This is a genomic window from Streptomyces sp. NPDC002265, assembly GCF_040296125.1.
Taxonomy (GTDB): Bacteria; Actinomycetota; Actinomycetes; order Streptomycetales; family Streptomycetaceae; genus Streptomyces.
Genome location: NZ_JBEOWS010000016.1, coordinates 1 through 15,622 on the forward strand (window position 1 = coordinate 1; position 15,622 = coordinate 15,622).

General features: G+C 73.3%; 13 protein-coding genes. 5 read left to right on the plus strand and 8 right to left on the minus strand.

All coding sequences use genetic code 11. The annotated features are described in order from the left end of the window. Positions 1–77: 77 nt before the first annotated feature. Positions 78–1,466 carry an enolase C-terminal domain-like protein gene (locus ABT085_RS04850; protein WP_502982631.1) on the minus strand — a complete coding sequence of 463 codons (1,389 nt, stop codon included), beginning with the start codon at positions 1,464–1,466 and terminating at the stop codon, positions 78–80. A 275-nt stretch (positions 1,467–1,741) separates the two neighbouring features. On the opposite strand from ABT085_RS04850, the gene ABT085_RS04855 reads away from it, so the two are divergent. Together ABT085_RS04855 and ABT085_RS04860 are read left to right on the plus strand one after the other, a co-directional pair. Beyond that, positions 1,742–2,455 carry a FadR/GntR family transcriptional regulator gene (locus tag ABT085_RS04855; protein WP_351602288.1) on the plus strand — a complete coding sequence of 238 codons (714 nt, stop codon included), beginning with the start codon at positions 1,742–1,744 and terminating at the stop codon, positions 2,453–2,455. Positions 2,456–2,612: 157 nt separating this feature from the next. Continuing rightward, positions 2,613–3,956, plus strand: coding sequence for an amidase (locus ABT085_RS04860; protein ID WP_351602160.1), 1,344 nt, complete (start codon positions 2,613–2,615; stop codon positions 3,954–3,956). Between the two features lie 123 nt (positions 3,957–4,079). On the opposite strand, the gene ABT085_RS04865 is transcribed toward ABT085_RS04860, so the two are convergent. Then, entirely contained in the window at positions 4,080–4,253 is a 174-nt protein-coding gene (locus ABT085_RS04865) for a hypothetical protein (RefSeq protein WP_351602163.1), read from the minus strand. 461 nt (positions 4,254–4,714) lie between these two features. Between ABT085_RS04865 and ABT085_RS04870 the strand changes: the two genes are divergently transcribed. Both ABT085_RS04870 and ABT085_RS04875 read left to right on the plus strand, forming a co-directional pair. After that, complete coding sequence (locus ABT085_RS04870) at positions 4,715–5,164, plus strand: hypothetical protein (protein WP_351602166.1); 450 nt, start codon at positions 4,715–4,717, stop codon at positions 5,162–5,164. Positions 5,165–5,265: 101 nt separating this feature from the next. Beyond that, positions 5,266–6,075 (plus strand): SDR family oxidoreductase, encoded by an 810-nt coding sequence (locus ABT085_RS04875; RefSeq protein WP_351602169.1) that lies wholly within the window; start codon positions 5,266–5,268, stop codon positions 6,073–6,075. Here the strand turns inward: ABT085_RS04875 and ABT085_RS04880 are convergent. The 5 genes from ABT085_RS04880 to ABT085_RS04900 all read right to left on the minus strand — a co-directional run bounded on the left by ABT085_RS04880 (position 6,054) and on the right by ABT085_RS04900 (position 12,613). Then, positions 6,054–7,547 carry an SDR family NAD(P)-dependent oxidoreductase gene (locus ABT085_RS04880; protein ID WP_351602171.1) on the minus strand — a complete coding sequence of 498 codons (1,494 nt, stop codon included), beginning with the start codon at positions 7,545–7,547 and terminating at the stop codon, positions 6,054–6,056. The genes ABT085_RS04875 and ABT085_RS04880 overlap by 22 nt on opposite strands. A 104-nt stretch (positions 7,548–7,651) precedes the next feature. After that, positions 7,652–8,992 (minus strand): wax ester/triacylglycerol synthase family O-acyltransferase, encoded by a 1,341-nt coding sequence (locus ABT085_RS04885; protein WP_351602174.1) that lies wholly within the window; start codon positions 8,990–8,992, stop codon positions 7,652–7,654. A gap of 226 nt (positions 8,993–9,218) precedes the next feature. Then, positions 9,219–10,439 carry a glucose-1-phosphate adenylyltransferase gene (glgC, locus tag ABT085_RS04890; RefSeq protein ID WP_351602177.1) on the minus strand — a complete coding sequence of 407 codons (1,221 nt, stop codon included), beginning with the start codon at positions 10,437–10,439 and terminating at the stop codon, positions 9,219–9,221. A 109-nt stretch (positions 10,440–10,548) separates the two neighbouring features. After that, positions 10,549–11,709: a glycogen synthase gene (glgA, locus tag ABT085_RS04895; RefSeq protein WP_351602180.1), complete on the minus strand. Its 1,161-nt coding sequence runs from the start codon at positions 11,707–11,709 to the stop codon at positions 10,549–10,551. 40 nt (positions 11,710–11,749) lie between these two features. Further along, positions 11,750–12,613, minus strand: coding sequence for a (2Fe-2S)-binding protein (locus ABT085_RS04900; protein ID WP_502982632.1), 864 nt, complete (start codon positions 12,611–12,613; stop codon positions 11,750–11,752). A gap of 252 nt (positions 12,614–12,865) precedes the next feature. On the opposite strand from ABT085_RS04900, the gene ABT085_RS04905 reads away from it, so the two are divergent. Then, positions 12,866–14,263, plus strand: coding sequence for a DMT family transporter (locus ABT085_RS04905; protein ID WP_351602183.1), 1,398 nt, complete (start codon positions 12,866–12,868; stop codon positions 14,261–14,263). On the opposite strand, the gene ABT085_RS04910 is transcribed toward ABT085_RS04905, so the two are convergent. Beyond that, positions 14,253–15,500, minus strand: a complete 1,248-nt coding sequence (locus ABT085_RS04910) for a transglycosylase family protein (protein WP_351602190.1) — start codon at positions 15,498–15,500, stop codon at positions 14,253–14,255. The genes ABT085_RS04905 and ABT085_RS04910 overlap by 11 nt on opposite strands. Positions 15,501–15,622: the final 122 nt, after the last annotated feature.

Genomic DNA, 15,622 nt, shown 5'->3' on the forward strand with positions numbered 1-15,622 from the left:
GGCGAGGAGTTCCGCGGTGGCCCGGCCGATGCCGGAGGCGCCGCCCGTCACCAGCGCCTTGAGCCCGTCGAAGTCGTTCATACGGCCTGCCCCTCGCGCGCGCCGGGGTCGGCGGCCCAGAAGGTGCCGCCGGGGTAGGTGTACCGCTCGATCGAGCCGGGCCGCAGGGCGGCCGAGAAACCCGGCGCGGTGGGTGCCGTGTAGTGGCCCTCGCGGACGGCCACCGGGTCGACGAAGTGCTCGTGCAGATGGTCGACGTACTCGATGACCCGGTCGTCGGTGGTGCCGCAGAGCGCGACGTAGTCGAACATCGACAGGTGCTGGACGAGTTCGCACAGCCCGACCCCGCCGGCGTGCGGGCACACCGGCACCTCGAACTTGGCCGCGAGCAGCAGCACGGCAAGGTTCTCGTTGACACCGCCGACCCGGGCCGCGTCGAGCTGCACGATGTCGACGGCGCCGGCCTGGAGCAGCTGTTTGAAGACGATCCTGTTCTGGACGTGCTCGCCGGTGGCCACCTTCACCGGGGCGACGGCCCGGCGGATCGCCGCGTGGCCGAGGATGTCGTCGGGGCTGGTGGGCTCCTCGATCCAGTAGGGGTCGAACTCGGCCAGCGCCTTCGTCCAGGCGATCGCCTCGCCGACGTCCCAGCGCTGGTTGGCGTCGATCGCGATCCGGATTCCGGGGCCCACCGTCGCGCGGGCGACCCGGCAGCGGCGTACGTCGTCCGCCAGGTCCGCGCCGACCTTCAGCTTGATCTGCCGGAACCCGTCGGCGACGGCCCGCGCGGCGAGCCGGGCGAGCTTGTCGTCGTCGTAGCCGAGCCAGCCCGGGGACGTGGTGTAGGCGGGGAAACCGCGCTCCAGCAGGCGGGCCCGGCGCTCGTCCGCGCCCCGCCTGCCCCGGCGCAGCAGTTCCAGGGCTTCGGCGGGGGTCAGCGCGTCCGAGAGGTAGCGGAAGTCGATCTGGTCCACGAGCCAGGCCGGGTCCGCGTCGGCGAGGAGCCGCCACAGCGGCTTGCCCGCGCGCTTGGCCGCGAGGTCCCACGCGGCGTTGACGACGGCCCCGATCGCCATGTGCATCACGCCCTTCTCGGGCCCGAGCCAGCGCAGCTGGCTGTCGCCGGTCAGGTCGCGGCTGAGCGTGCCGGGGTCGGCGCACAGATCGGCGACGTCCCGTCCGACCACCTGGGCGCGCAGCGCCTCGATGGCGGCGACCTGGACCTCGTTGCCCCGCCCGATGGTGAAGGCGAATCCGTGGCCCTCGTCGCCGTCGGCCGCGTCGGTGCGCAGGACGACGTACGCCGCCGAGTAGTCGGGGTCCGGGTTCATCGCGTCGGAGCCGTCGAGCTCGCGCGAGGTGGGGAAGCGGATGTCGTAGGTGTCGACCGCGGTGACACGGGCGCGGAACGGGGGCGCGGGGGACGATGGGGACGCCGGGGACGCCGGGGACGACGCAGAGGACACGGCGGGCCTTTCGGTCGGCTGCGGGACGGGGAGCACGAGGGACGCGGTTCGGCTCCTGGCGGTGTGCGGTCGAGCGGCTGCCCGCATAATTATCGGACCACTCCGGGAAAAAGACCCCTTGTGGTGCCGGATGTCCTTGTTTTCGAGCCACAGTGGTCGGACCACCTCCGTGGTCGGATCGCGGCGCGTACGACAGGAGGAGCGGCGTGGACGAGACCGGGGAGCGGCCCGGCGTACCGGAGACGGCGGCCGGGGCGCAGGAGGCGGGGGCCGCGGTGCGGGAGACGGCGGCCGGGGCCGGCCGCTCCCGGGGGACGGTGACCCAGCGCGCCATCGAGCGGATCAAGGCGATGATCGGCCAGGGCCTGCTGGAGCCGGGCCAGCGGCTGCCGACGGAACGCGATCTCGCCGCCGAGCTGGGCATCTCGCGCAGCTCGATGCGGGAGGCGATCCGCGCGCTCACGGTCATGGGCGTGCTGGAGGCCCGGCACGGCTCCGGCATCTACGTCACCCGGCTGGAGGCCGGCGACCTGCTGGAGACCTTCGGTGTCGTCGCCGGTCTCTCCCGCGGTCCGCGGCTGGTGGAGCTGCTGGAGGTGCGCCGGGTGCTGGAGTCCACGGCGGCCGCGCTGGCCGCCGCCCGGATCACCCCGGACCGGCTCGCCGAGGTCGAGCGGCATCTGACCGCCATGGACGCCACCGACGACCCGGAGGAGATCCTCGCCCACGACCTGGCCTTCCATCGCGAGATCGCGGCGGCCGCGGGCAACGACACCATGGCCGCGATCCTGGAGGGCCTGTCCTCGCGCACCTTCCGCGCCCGGGTCCGGCGCGGCTGCCAGGAGGAGGGGGCCTTCGCGCGCACCCGCCGTGAACACGCGGCGATCCACCGCGCGCTGGCCGCCCGGGACCCCGAAGCGGCCCGCGCGGCGGCGGCCGCGCACGTGGCCGAGGTCGAGCAGTGGCTGCGCGGACAGACCGGGAGCTGAGCTCCCGGCGGGAACTCGATCACCACCTCTCGACGCGGGGCCCACGCAGGTGCATTGTTCTCCCAGAGTTCTCCCTCGGTACTCGAAGTTCCGCCTCGGTACTCAAGGTTCTCCCTCAGTTCTCGCAAGCAGCACCACTCCGCACCAAGGAGCGCCCGTGACCAGCTGGGTCGGCCGGACCGCCACAGAGATCGCCGCCGCCGTACGCGAGAAGCGGGCCGTGCCCCGCGAGGTGGTGGCCGAACATCTCGCCCGGATCGAGCGGCTCGACGCCGGTGTAGGGGCCTTCCGCACCGTACGGACCGAGGCGGCGCTGGCCGAGGCCGACGAGGTGGCCGGCCGGGCCGATCTGGCCGAACTGCCGCTCGCGGGCGTGCCGGTGGCCGTCAAGGACAACCTCGCGGTACGCGGCGAGTCCAATCGGATCGGTTCGGCCGCCACCCCGGACACGCCGGCCGCCGAGGACCATGTCACCGTGGCCCGGCTGCGGGCGGCGGGCGCGGTGGTCGTGGGTCTGACGAACGTGCCGGAACTGTGCATCTTCGGCACCACGGAGGGCGTCCACGGCACGGCCCGCAATCCGTGGGACCCCTCGCGCACGGCCGGCGGTTCGTCGGGCGGCAGCGCGGCCGCGGTCGCCGCCGGGATGGTGCCGATCGCCCTCGGCAACGACGGCATGGGCTCGTTGCGGATCCCGGCGGCCAACTGCGGCCTGGTCACCATCAAGCCGGGCCACGGGGTGGTGCCCGCGGGGATCAGCGACGGCGACTGGTTCGGCATGTCCGAGAACGGTCCGCTGGCCACCACGGTCGAGGACGCCCGGCTGATGTTCTCGGTGCTCGCGGACACGGAGATCCGCCGCGAGGAGGAGCCCGGCAGGCGCCGGATCGCGGTGTCGGTGCGCAGCCCGCTGGCCGGGGTCACGATCAGCGCGCCGTACACGACCGCCGTACGGGAGGCCGCCCGGCTGCTGGCCGGTGCGGGGCACGAGGTACGCCGGGCCGAGCCGCCGTATCCGCTCTCGCTCGGTGTCACCTCGCTCGCGCACTGGACGGCGGGCTCCGCGGTCGACGCCCGGGGGCTCGACCGGCGGCTGCTGGCCCGGCGCACCCGGGTGCACGCCACGGTCGGGCAGCGGTTCCTGGACGGGGTGCGCACCGGTGAGGGCCGCGAGCGGCTGCGGCGGAGGCTGGAGCCGTTCTTCGCCGAGCACGACATACTGCTGACCCCGGCGCTCGCCCGGCGCTCGCCCAGGTCGGCGCCCTGGCACGAGCGCGGCTGGCTGCACAATGTGCTGGTCAACACGAACTACTCGCCGCTGACCCCGCCGTGGAACCTGACCGGCTGGCCGGCGATGGCGGTGCCGCTCGGCACGCTGCCCTCGGGCGCCCCCACCGCCGTACAGCTGGTGGGACCGCCCGGGTCGGAGGGGCAACTGCTGCGGCTGGCGGAGCAGTTGGAGGAGCTGCGCCCTTGGCGGCGGACGGCGCCGCTGGACTAGAAGGAGCCCCCCCTCGCTTCGCCGAGCGGACCGGAAGGAGTCCCCCGCTTCGCTGATCTGCATGGGCGTGGGTCGGACACGCCCATGCGTGCGGCGATCGCGACGGTCCTGCTCCGGGCGGAGTCAGTCCACGCTGGGCAGGATGTGGGGCTCGGCGAGGTCGTCCTCGTAACCCGCCAGGCGGATCGGGGCGGACCGGGCCCACACGTCGAGGCTGCCGATCTCCCCCGGCCGGCGGCCCGGGCGCTCCGGGCGTTCCTTGGGGCGCTCCTCGCGATTCGTCTTCTCTGGTGTCACCGCGCACTCCTTATGTGTCGGTCACCCTCGGGACGTACCGGCCGATTCTCCGGCCCTTTCTCGACGCCCGCTCGGGTCATTGCCGGAAGCGGTTCGGACGCGGTGGCGCCGACTGACTCGCAGTGAGAGCAGGCCGCTGTGGACCGGCTTGTCCCATGACGGACTTCGGGTGCGGGTGGGACCCCTTACTGCTGTCCGTCGGCTACAGATTAACCAAATGAGCGGGGCAGTGCTCACTAGGTGATTAAAACTTGGGGTAACTCTCGCAAGTCACCCCGGCGCATCACCCTTTGATTTAAACCTATTTGCGTCCTTCTGCGCCTTTTATCTATCACTCGTTCGGCCTACTGCCCGGAAAGTGACGTCGAGGGGCCGGGCAGTTCAGGTGCCGTTGGCCCAGTGGCAAGCAGGCCATGATCTGCTGATGTACCGCAACGGCTGTCTCGCGGGAGGACCGGCGCATGGAGCTGCACAGCGTCGAGGAGCTGATGGACCTGCTGTACGCCTGCCGGGGTGTCCGCGACACCCGGGGGCCCACCCGGACCCCGGTCGACCTGCACGAGCACGCGCTGCGCACGGCGGCCCTGCTGCGCCGAAGCCGCCCCGCCGACAAGGAACTCCAGGTGACCGGCCTGGTGCACCCCATCGGGCAGCTGCTGCGGCCCGGCGACCCGGCCGGGCAGGCCGCCCAGGCCGCCGACGCGGTGCGTCCGCTCCTGGGGCAGCGGGTGTCCCGACTGATACGCCGGCACCCCTGGCTCGGCGGCTCCGCCGAGGACGATCTGGCGAGCCTGCGCCAGGCGGCCGAGGAGAGCCGCGGCGCCGGGTTCGACGCCGGGGTCCTGGAGGACTGGCGGACCGTGCTGGAGCTGGTGGCCGAGCGGCACTCCACCCTGCGGACGGTGGACTGACGGCCACCGGTCCCCGGACCGGCTCCCCTCCCCCGTACCGGGTTCCCTGTACTGGGTTCCCCGTACTGGAAACTGACGGACCGTCATGAGACGGTACGCGGATGACCTCGTCCTCCGCACTGACGGGCCGGACCGCCGTCGTCACCGGGGCCACCCGTGGGATCGGGCGCGCGGTCGCCCGGGAGCTCGCCGCCGCCGGTGCGCGGGTGTGCGTCACCGGGCGGGACGCCGACGCGGTGCGGCGGACCGCCGCGGAGCTGGGCGGCATCGGCCTCGCGGGCAGCGTGGCCGACCCCGCGCATCCGCGTGAGCTGACCGAGCTGGTGCTGCGCGAGTACGGGCGCATCGACGTCGTGGTCAACAACGCGGCGACGAACCAGCCGTACGGGCCGCTGATGGACGTCGACCCGGGAGCCTGGCGCGCGGCGTTCGCCGTGAACGTCGAGGCGCCGCTGCGGCTGGTGCAGTGCGCCTGGCACGCGTGGCTGCGCGAGCACGGGGGCGCGGTGGTCAACATCTGCACCGAGGGCGCGGAGCACGTCGGCCCGAACGTCGGCGCCTACGGGACCAGCAAGGCGGCCCTGCTGCACCTGACCCGGCAGCTCGCGGGCGAGCTGGCGCCGGGGGTGCGGGTCAACTCCGTCTCCCCCGGCCTCGTGCGCACCGATCTGGCGCGGTTCGTGTGGGAGCCGGGCGAGGCGGAGGTGGCCGCGGGGCTGCCGGCCGGCCGGATCGGGGAGCCGGAGGACGTCGCGCGGGCCGTGGCCTGGCTGGTGTCCGACGCGGCGGCCTGGATCACCGGGGCCGACCTGCTGGTGGACGGCGGCACCCGGGTGCGGGCCGCGTACTCCTCAGCGGGGTACGCGGTCCACGACCGGCTGCGCGGGGCTCACCACTTGCCCGGCGCGTAGTCCTTCATGAAGACGCCGTACAGGTCCTCGCCCGCCTCGCCGCGCACGATCGGGTCGTAGACGCGGGCCGCGCCGTCGACCAGGTCGAGCGGGGCGTGGAAGCCCTCGTCGGCCAGCCGCAGCTTGTCGTAGTGCGGGCGCTCGTCGGTGATCCAGCCGGTGTCGACCGAGGTCATCAGGATGCCGTCGGTGTCGAACATCTCCTGGGCGCTGGTCCGAGTCACCATGTTCATGGCGGCCTTGGCGGCGTTGGTGTTCGGGTGGCCCGCGCCCTTGTAGCCGCGGCCGAACACCCCCTCCATCGCGGAGACGTTGACCACGTACGCGCGCTTCGCGGACGCCCTGCGCGCGGCCTCGGCCATCTGCGGCCGCAACTTGCTGATCAGGATGAACGGCGCCGTGTAGTTGCACAGCTGGGTCTCCAGCAGCTCCACCGGCGAGATCTGCTCGATGGTCTGCACCCAGGTGTTGGTGTCGACCACGTCGGGCACCAGGCCGCCCGCGTCGATGGCCGTGCCCTCGCGGTGGCGGACCACACTGGCGTTGCCGGCGACCAGGGCGAGGTCGGCCACCTTCTGCGCGTCCAGGCCGCTGGCCCCGACCGGCAGCGCGGTCAGTCCGTCGACCGCTCCGGAGTTGAAGGCGCCGATGATCTGGCGGGCGGGCAGCTCACCGGCCGGCAACGGGGCGCTCTCGCCCTCGACGAGCGCGGCGTACGCCGCGGGCAGCCGCCGTACGGTCTGGGTCGCGTTGTTGATCAGGATGTCGAGCGGGCCCTGCGCGGCGATCCGGTCGGCGAGCTCCACGGCCTGGGCCGGGTCGCGCAGGTCGATGCCGACGACCTCCAGGCGGTGGATCCAGTCCGCCGAGTCGTCCATGGCCTTGAACCGGCGGACCGCGTCGTTCGGGAAGCGCGTGGTGATGGTGGTGTGGGCACCGTCACGCAGCAGCCGCAGCGCGATGTACATACCGATCTTGGCGCGGCCGCCGGTGAGCAGCGCGCGCTTGCCGGTGAGGTCGGTGCGGGCGTCGCGGCGGTCGCGGTTCAGGGCCGCGCAGCTCGGGCAGAGCTGGTGGTAGAAGTAGTCGACCTCGACGTAGCGGGTCTTGCAGGTGTAGCAGGAGCGCGGGCGCTGGAGTATCCCCGCGATCTGGCCCTGCTCCGTGACCGACGACGGCAGGATGCCCTCGGTCTCGTCGTCGATGCGCTGGGCGGAGCCGGTCGCGGTGGCCTCGGTGACCGCCTTGTCGTGCGCGGTCTTGGCGGCCCGGCGCTCCTGACGGCGGCGCTGCTTGACCGTGCGGTAGATGGCCGCGGTGGCCCGGCGCACGGTGATCGCGTCGGGGTGGTCGACGTCCAGTTCGTCGAGCTCCTCGAGCACGCCGAGGCAGACGGCCATTCGCTCCGGGTCGATACCGGGCCCGTACACCACGTCGTCCGTGGTCGTCGTGCCGTGCTCTGTCACCGTCATCGCGCTGCCGTTCCCTGGGGTCCCGTCGCGGCGCTCCGACCGCGCTCGCTTTCGAACGGGGAATTCTACGGAGCGCCCGACGCCGGGACAAAACCGCTGGGCGGTCAAGGGCCGCAGGCCGTGATGAGCGTCTCCACCTCCTCGGCCAGCGCGTGGGCGAAGCGGTCCAGGTCCGGTACGGCCTTGGCGTCGGCGACGAGCCCGTAGTGGACCCGGCCGCGGTAGGTCGAGACGGCGACCGCCAGGGACTGGCCGCGGGCGAGCGGGGCCAGCGGGTAGACCTCGGTGACCGGGTTGCCGCCGAGCTTCAGGCCGAGGCTGGGCAGCGGCACGCTGGTGACCAGGATGTCGAACCAGAGCCGGGCCGCCTGGCTCACCAGCGGTCCGCCGAGCCGGTGGCCGAGCGCGGGCACGTGGTCGGCGAGCAGGGCGACCGCGCCCGCGCCGCGGTGCGGGCCCGCGTCCTTGTTGCGGTCCATCTGGGCGCGGACCGCGCCGAGCCGGCCGAGCGGGTCCGGATCGTCGACGGGGAGCCGTATCAAGTAGCCCGAGAGCCGGTTGCCCTGCGGGTGCGCGGTGCGCGGGCGGCGCCGGGAGACGGGGATCAGCGCGCGGGGCGCCACACCGGCGCTGCCGTCGCCGCGTTCGTCGAGCCAGCGGCGCAGCGCCCCGGCGACGAGCGCGATCAGGACGTCGTTGACGGTGCCGCCCACCGTCTTGCGCACCCGGTGCACGTCGTCGAGGTCGATCACCACTCCCGCGATGCGCCGGGTGCCGGTGGGTTCGGCGGTCAGCGCCGGAACGGTTCGCCCGTTGAGGGTGGACACGGCGACGGAGGCGCCGATGTCCAGGGCCCGGCCCGCGTCGGACAGCGCGCCGCGCAGCAGCCCCGGCAGTCGGCGCACGTCGGGCAGCAGACCGCGCTCGGGCGGCTGCGCCGGGCGCGCACGGGGCGCGGGCAGGTCCAGGGGGTCGAGCACGGCGGCGGCGAGCGTCAGCGCGCGCAGCCCGTCGGCGAGGGCGTGGTGGAACTTGAAGAGCACGGCGAAGCTGACGCCGTCCTCGCCCGGCAGCACGTGCGCCTCCCAGGGCGGGCGGCCGCGCTCCAGCGGACGCTCCATCAGCCGGCCCGCCTCCGCGTGGAAGTCGGTCGTCGGGGCGTGCAGCAGGACGTGCTGGAGCGGGTCGAACTCCGGGTCGGTCTCCCGGGCCGCACCGCCGAAGGCCAGTGGCCGGCGCAGGTCGAGCGGCTGCCACACGTCCCGGATCCGCATCCGCAGCCCCGGTACGACGGCCGCGCGGGCGGCGAGCAGATCGGCCGCGTGGGCGCCCGCGGTGGGCGAGCGGGCCGAGAAGACGCCGAGCGCGCCGAGGTGCATCGGATGCTCGGCGGACTCGATGTTCCAGAACGCCAGGTCGAGAGGGGCGAGCAGGTCGGAAGTCAATGGCTTGCCTCGCGTCGACGTGGGGACGGTTGAGCAAGCAGTCAAGCGCCATGAATGATTACGGTCAAGCGTGATCAGGCTACGCTCAGTAAATAGCGGATTAAGTCCCGGTGACGGCGCCTCAGCAACCCCGCTGGTCACAGGCGTTGCGAGGCGCCACCGGAGACGACTAGCGCGGTCCACACACCGGTGATCGGTATCGTGTCCGATTTCTGCCGGACGGACCCTACGGAACCGGCTGCCCCTTGCCCAGGGCGATCACGCCGTTCCTCGAGACGGTGTACAGCTCCGCGTCCCGCTCCGGGTTCACGCCGATCGTCGCGCCCGGCGGGACCTCGACGTTCTTGTCCAGGACGGCCCCGCGCACCACCGCACCCCGCCCGACATGGACGTTGTCGTGCAGGACCGAGCCCTGGACGACCGCGCCCGGATCGACCACCACGCCCGGCGACAGCACGGACCGCGTCACCTGCCCGCGGATCAGACAGCCGGCGCTGATGATCGACTCGCCCGCGATGCCCCCGGCGTTGAAACGGGCCGGCGACAGCTGGTTGGAGTGGGTGTAGATCGGCCAGCTGCGGTTGTAGAGGTTGAAGGCCGGACGCTCGGCGATCAGGTCCATATGGGCGTCGTAGTACGCGTCGAGGGTGCCGACGTCCCGCCAGTAGCCCCGGTCGCGGCTGGTCTCGCCGGGCACGTGGTTGGCGCTGAAGTCGTACAGCTGCGCCTCGCCCCGGCTGGTGAGCTGGGGCAGGATCGAGCCGCCCATGTCGTGCGGCGAACTCTCGTCCTCGGCGTCCCGCTGGAGTGCCTCGATCAGCGTCTTGGTGGTGAAGAGGTAGTTGCCCATCGAGGCGAACACGCAATCCGGGTCGCCGGGCAGGCCAGGCGGGTCGGTGGGCTTCTCCAGGAAGCGCTGGACGCTCTGGCCGTCCGAGCCCGGGGTGATCACGCCGAACGACGCGGACTCGGCGCGCGGCACCCGGATGCCCGCCACCGTCACGCCCGCCCCGCTGTCGACGTGCTGGGCGAGCATCTGCCGCGGGTCCATGCGGTAGACGTGGTCGGCGCCGAACACCGCGACGTACTCCGGCTGTTCGTCGTAGACCAGGTTCAGCGACTGGAGGATCGCGTCGGCGCTGCCCAGGTACCAGCGCGGGCCGAGCCGCTGCTGCGCCGGGACGGGCGTGACGTAGTTGCCCAGCAGGCTGGACATCCGCCAGGTGGTGGTGATGTGCCGGTCCAGCGAGTGCGACTTGTACTGCGTCAGGACGCAGATGCGCAGGATGTCGGCGTTGACGAGGTTGGACAGGACGAAGTCGACGAGGCGGTAGGTGCCGCCGAAGGTGACCGCGGGTTTCGCCCGGTCCGCGGTCAGCGGCATCAGGCGCTTGCCCTCACCGCCCGCCAGCACGATCCCGAGCACCGAAGGTCCTCCACGACGCATGGCCGCTCCCCTCACCCTGGTTGCCACAGATCTGCCCCGCACCGCTCGCGCTAAGCCTGTCCGGGGATGTCCGCATCGGCCCGCCGGGCCCCACTTCCGTACCGAGCTCTCAAGCCTCCTTGAGGATCTCCTCGTACAGCCGGACCGTGCGCCGGGCCACCGCGTCCCAGCCGAACTCGCCCACCGCGCGCTCCCGTCCGGCCTCGCCCATCCGGCGGGCCGTCGCCGGGTCGCCGAGAACGGAGTCCAACGCCCGCGCCAGGCCCGCCTCGAAGACCTCGTCGGCAGGGTCCACGGGCACCAGTACGCCCGTCGTCCCGTCCGCCACCACCTCCGGGATGCCGCCGACCCGCGAGGCCACCACGGGCGTACCGCAGGCCATCGCCTCCAGGTTGACGATGCCCAGCGGCTCGTACACCGAGGGGCAGACGAACACGGAGGCGTGGGTGAGGAGTTGGATCACCTCGGGACGCGGCAGCATCCGCGGGATCCAGTGCACGCCGTCGCGGGCCCGGCTCAGCTCCTCGAAGAGTTCGCGGAACTCCCGGTCGATCTCGGGGGTGTCGGGCGCGCCCGCGCACAGCACCACCTGCGCCGCCGGGTCGATGTCCCGCACCGCGCGCAGCAGATGGGGCACGCCCTTCTGCCGGGTGATCCGGCCGACGAACAGCACGTACGGACGGCTCGGGTCGATCCCGGCCCGGACCAGCGCGTCGGTTGCGTGATCGGGCCGGTAGAGGGCGGTGTCGATGCCGTTGTGCACCACGTGCACCCGCTTCGGGTCCAGCGCCGGATAGCAGGAGAGGATGTCGTCGCGCATCGCGCCGGACACCGCGATCACCGCGTCGGCCGCCTCCACGGCGGTGCGCTCCGCCCAGCCCGACAGCGCGTACCCGCCGCCGAGCTGTTCGGCCTTCCAGGGGCGCAGCGGCTCCAGCGAGTGGGCCGTCAGCACGTGCGGGATGCCGTACAGGAGCTTGGCGAAGTGGCCGGCGAGGTTGGCGTACCAGGTGTGCGAGTGGACGAGTTCGCGCCCTTCGGCGGCCGCGGCGATCGACAGGTCGGTGGAGAAGGTGCGCAGCGCGTCGTTGGCGCCGTCCAGCGCGGACCAGGAGCGGTGCCGGGTGACCCCGTCCGCGCGGCCCTCGCCCCAGCAGTGGACGTCGAGGTCCACGAGGGTGCGCAGCTCTCTGGCGAGGAACTCGACATGGACGCCCGCGCCGCCGTACACGTCCGGGGGGTACTCCCGGGTCAGCAGTCCCACTCGCACCCGGATCCCCCTGGCTCGATGGCTGGTTCCCTCCTCATGGTCACCCAGATGTGTGCCGCGCGGAAGACCGCGGTGGCCGCGCGAAGCAGCAGTCGCCGCAGACGCCCCCGCCCGGCACCCGGTAGTACAGGCAGCAGCTGCGGCGCCGGAACGCGGTGCCGGTGAGGGTGCCGGTGTCCGTGAGGAGGGGGTGGCGCAGGAGTGCTGCGGTCAGGGAGTGTGCGCTGGCCGCGACGTCGGTACGTCCGTTCGCCCGCGCCCAGCGGTCCAGCTCCCGGGCCGCCCCGGCGAGCGCGGATCCGGCGTTGCCCCACAGCAGGCCCTCGGCGACCCGGTAGCGGGTGTGCACGAGCGCCGTCAGCGGCCGGAGGTGTCCCTCCAGTACGGCGTCGGCGACGGTCGCCGCGTCCCCCGGCAGCGGGCGCACCTCGGAAAGCCACAGGTCGGCGGGGGCACCGGCGTCGGCGTCCCAGCGCAGCAGCCGCGGGTCGAGGTCGGGGATCCGCCCGTACAGCGCGGCGCACCCCAGCGCGGCCGACCACAGCCGGGCCGCGAGCCCCTGGTGTGCCACGGACGCCCCGACACGCACCTCGGCGGTCCGCAGACTCCGGGTGACCTTCCGGACACGGAAGGCCAGCGGGTCGGTGTGCCCGTCCGCGTCCGGTGCCGGGCTTTCGGGCGCGCTCGCGGGCGGGTTCTCGACCGGGCTCGCGGTCGGACTTTCGGCCGCGCTCACGGCCGGGCTCGCGGTCCGGCTTTCGTAGACGTCGTGCAGCGCGGGCGGCGGTCCGGCGGGGGTTCCGGCGGGTGTCCCGGACGGGGCCGGGAGGGTGCGCAGGACGAAGAAGCCGCCGAGCGGGCGGAGCGCGGCGAGGCCGGGGTCGAGGTGCTGGTCGTGGTCCACGACCAGCAGTACTACCAAGTCCGGCGACCAGCAGTGGCACCGAGTCCGGCAGGAGCTGTGATCAGCCGGTTCCCCTCCGTGTCACCCACCCTGGGGAGGAGCGTCCGCCTTCCGTACTCCATCGGCAGTAGGACCCATTGCCTGCTCAGGGACGACGACGGGAAGAGATCTACCGGGCAGGGTGTTGGCTATGAACGCCGACCGTTCGCCGCGCCGCGCCCCGTGCGCGCGCCTCACGCAGAGGAGCCACCGATGAGTGCCCTCGCGCTGTCCGTGTTGCTGTCGCTGGTCTCCGCCGTGGCGTACGCGGGCGGTGCGATCGTGCAGGAGCAGGTCGCCGTCTCCTCCCCCGACGAACAGTTCGCGCCGCTGCGCCGGGCGAGCTGGTGGGCTGCCGTGGCGCTGAACGGCCTCGGCGGACTGCTGCACGTGGTGGCGCTGGCCTACGGCCCGCTGAGCCTGGTCCAGCCGCTGGGCGCGCTGACGATCGTGTTCGCGCTGCCGATGGCGGCCCTGTTCGTCGGCCGCAGGGCCGGTGCCACGGCCTGGCGCGGCGCGATCATGGCGACGGTGGGACTGGCCGGCCTGCTCGCGCTGGTCGGCACGGCCGACGCGCAGTCTCTCGGCACGGCCCAGCGGGTCGGCGCCGCCGTGGTCACCGGCGCCGCGGTGGTGGCGCTGATGACGGCCGCGCGGGCCGCGCACCGGCACCCGGCGGTGCGCAGCGTGCTGCTCGCCACCGCCTCCGGCATCGCGTTCGGCATGTCCTCGGTGTTCACCAAGACGGTGGCGGTCGACTGGACGGATGGCGTGGTGATGGGCGACCTGCCGTCGCTGGCCGTCATCGCGGTCCTGGCGACGGCCGGCATGCTGCTGTCGCAGGCCTCCTACCGGGGCGCGGGACTCGCGGCCCCGCTGGCGACGCTGACGGTCGTCAACCCGGTGGTCGCGGCCGCGGTGGGCATCACGATGTTCGGCGAAACCTTCCGTCATGGCACCACCGGCACCGTGCTCGCGCTGAGCTGCGCCGTGGTGGCGGCGGGCGGCCTGATCCTGCTCACCACCGAGCGTCTCGCGCGCACGCCGGAGCCGACGGCACCGGCGGAGCTCCGCGAGACCCCGCGGCTCCCGATCCCCCGACAGGCGGTCGGCGGACAGACGATCCCCGGGCAAGCGGTCGGCGGGCCGGCGGTCCCCGAGCAGGCGCTCGCCGGGCAGGCGGTCGGCGGACAGGCGGTCCCCGGACAGGCGGTCGCCGCCGGGCCGGAGGACGCCGCCCCGGTGCTCTCCCGGACCCCCGCCCTCGCCCCGCCCCGGGACGCGCCGGACGGCGCACCGAGCGGTGCCCCGGACCTCGCCGCGGAGCTCACTGCGGACCTCGCCGAGGACCTGGCCGAGGACCTTTCCTTGGACCTGCCCAAGGACCTTGCCGAGGACCTGGCCGTGGACCTCGCGCCGGACCTGGACACGAGCGGCAGCCCGGACACGGGCGACCGGGATCCGAACGACGACGAGTCCGGCGACCTGCCGCACCCCGAGCCCTGGAGCGAGCCCCAGGACGAGGAGCCGCGCTATTACAGCTCCTTCTACGGCGGCCCGTTCGTGGTGATGCCGGTGGTGGACCGGCATCACACCCGCGTCAGATCCTGACGCCGCCGGCCCTCAGATACGCCACCGGATCGACGTCCGTACCGAACTCGGGCCCCGTCCGCACCTCGAAGTGCAGATGCGGGCCCGTGGTGTTGCCCGTGGCGCCCGACCGGCCGATGCGCTGGCCGCCGCCGACCGACTGCCCGGCCTTCACCGAGATCGCCGACAGATGCGCGTACTGGGTGTAGCGGCCGTCGGCGTGCCGGATCACCACCTGGTAGCCGAAGGAACCGCCCCACCCGGCGTCGACCACCCGCCCCGGCGCGACCGCCTTGACGGCCGTGCCGGTGGGCACGGGGAAGTCCACGCCGGTGTGGTAGCCCTTCGACCAGTGCGAGCCCTCCGCGTGGTAGGCCGTGCCCATGGCCGCGTGGACCGGGGCGACGAGGTCGTGGGCGCCGGACGGGTGCGCCTTGGCGGCGTCCGGCGCGGACCTGTGCGGGGTCTGGCGCGCGGGGGTGTGGGCCGGGGCGGCCGACTTGCCGACGGACTTACCGGCAGACTTGCCTGCGGCCTTGGCTTCGGCACGCAGGTTCAGCCGCTGGCCCGGCAGGATCAGGTCGGGGTCCGCGCCGACGGTGGCGCGGTTGGCGCTGTACAGCCGCTGCCAGCCGCCCCGCACCTGCTGTTCCTCGGCGATCCCGGAGAGCGTGTCCCCGCGCACCACCGTGTACATCTCGGCCGTCCCGGCCCGCGACTGGGGCGTGGTCTGCGGCTGCACGTCCGGTGCGGAGGTACGCGCGGCGGTGTGGGCGGAGTCCCGGACGGCGGCCGGCCTGGCGCCTGTGGAGCCCTGGGCGCCCTGCGCGGCGGCCCGGGTGGAGGTGGCGCCGGTCGGGTGGATGTCGGGCGTGTCCCCGCCCCGGGTCAGCCCCGCCCGGACGGAGCACACCGGCCAGGCGCCGGGCCCCTGCCCCTTCAGCACCTGCTCCGCGACCGCTATCTGCTGGTCCCGGGTGGCCAGATCGGCTCGTCGCGCGTACGCCGTACCGCCGTACGCCTCCCAGGTGGACCGGGTGAACTGGAGGCCGCCGTAGTAGCCGTTGCCGGTGTTGATGCCCCAGTTGCCGCTGGACTCGCAGGCGGCGACCTTGTTCCAGGTGTCCACGTCGGCCGCCTGGGCGCTGCCCGCGCCGATGAGCGGGATCGCGATACCGGCACTTCCCGCCGTGACGGTGAGCGAGGCGCGGTTGATCCTGTTCGGCTGGTACCGGCGGTGCCGGCCGCGTACGGCCATGGAGAGCCCCCTCGACGCACGTCAGGAGGGGCAAAAGTAAGCGCCCCGAACAGGCCATGACAAGACGGCAATCAGCCGCCCTGGCGCACAAGTGGCGAGGAATCCGACCGACTTCCCGAACG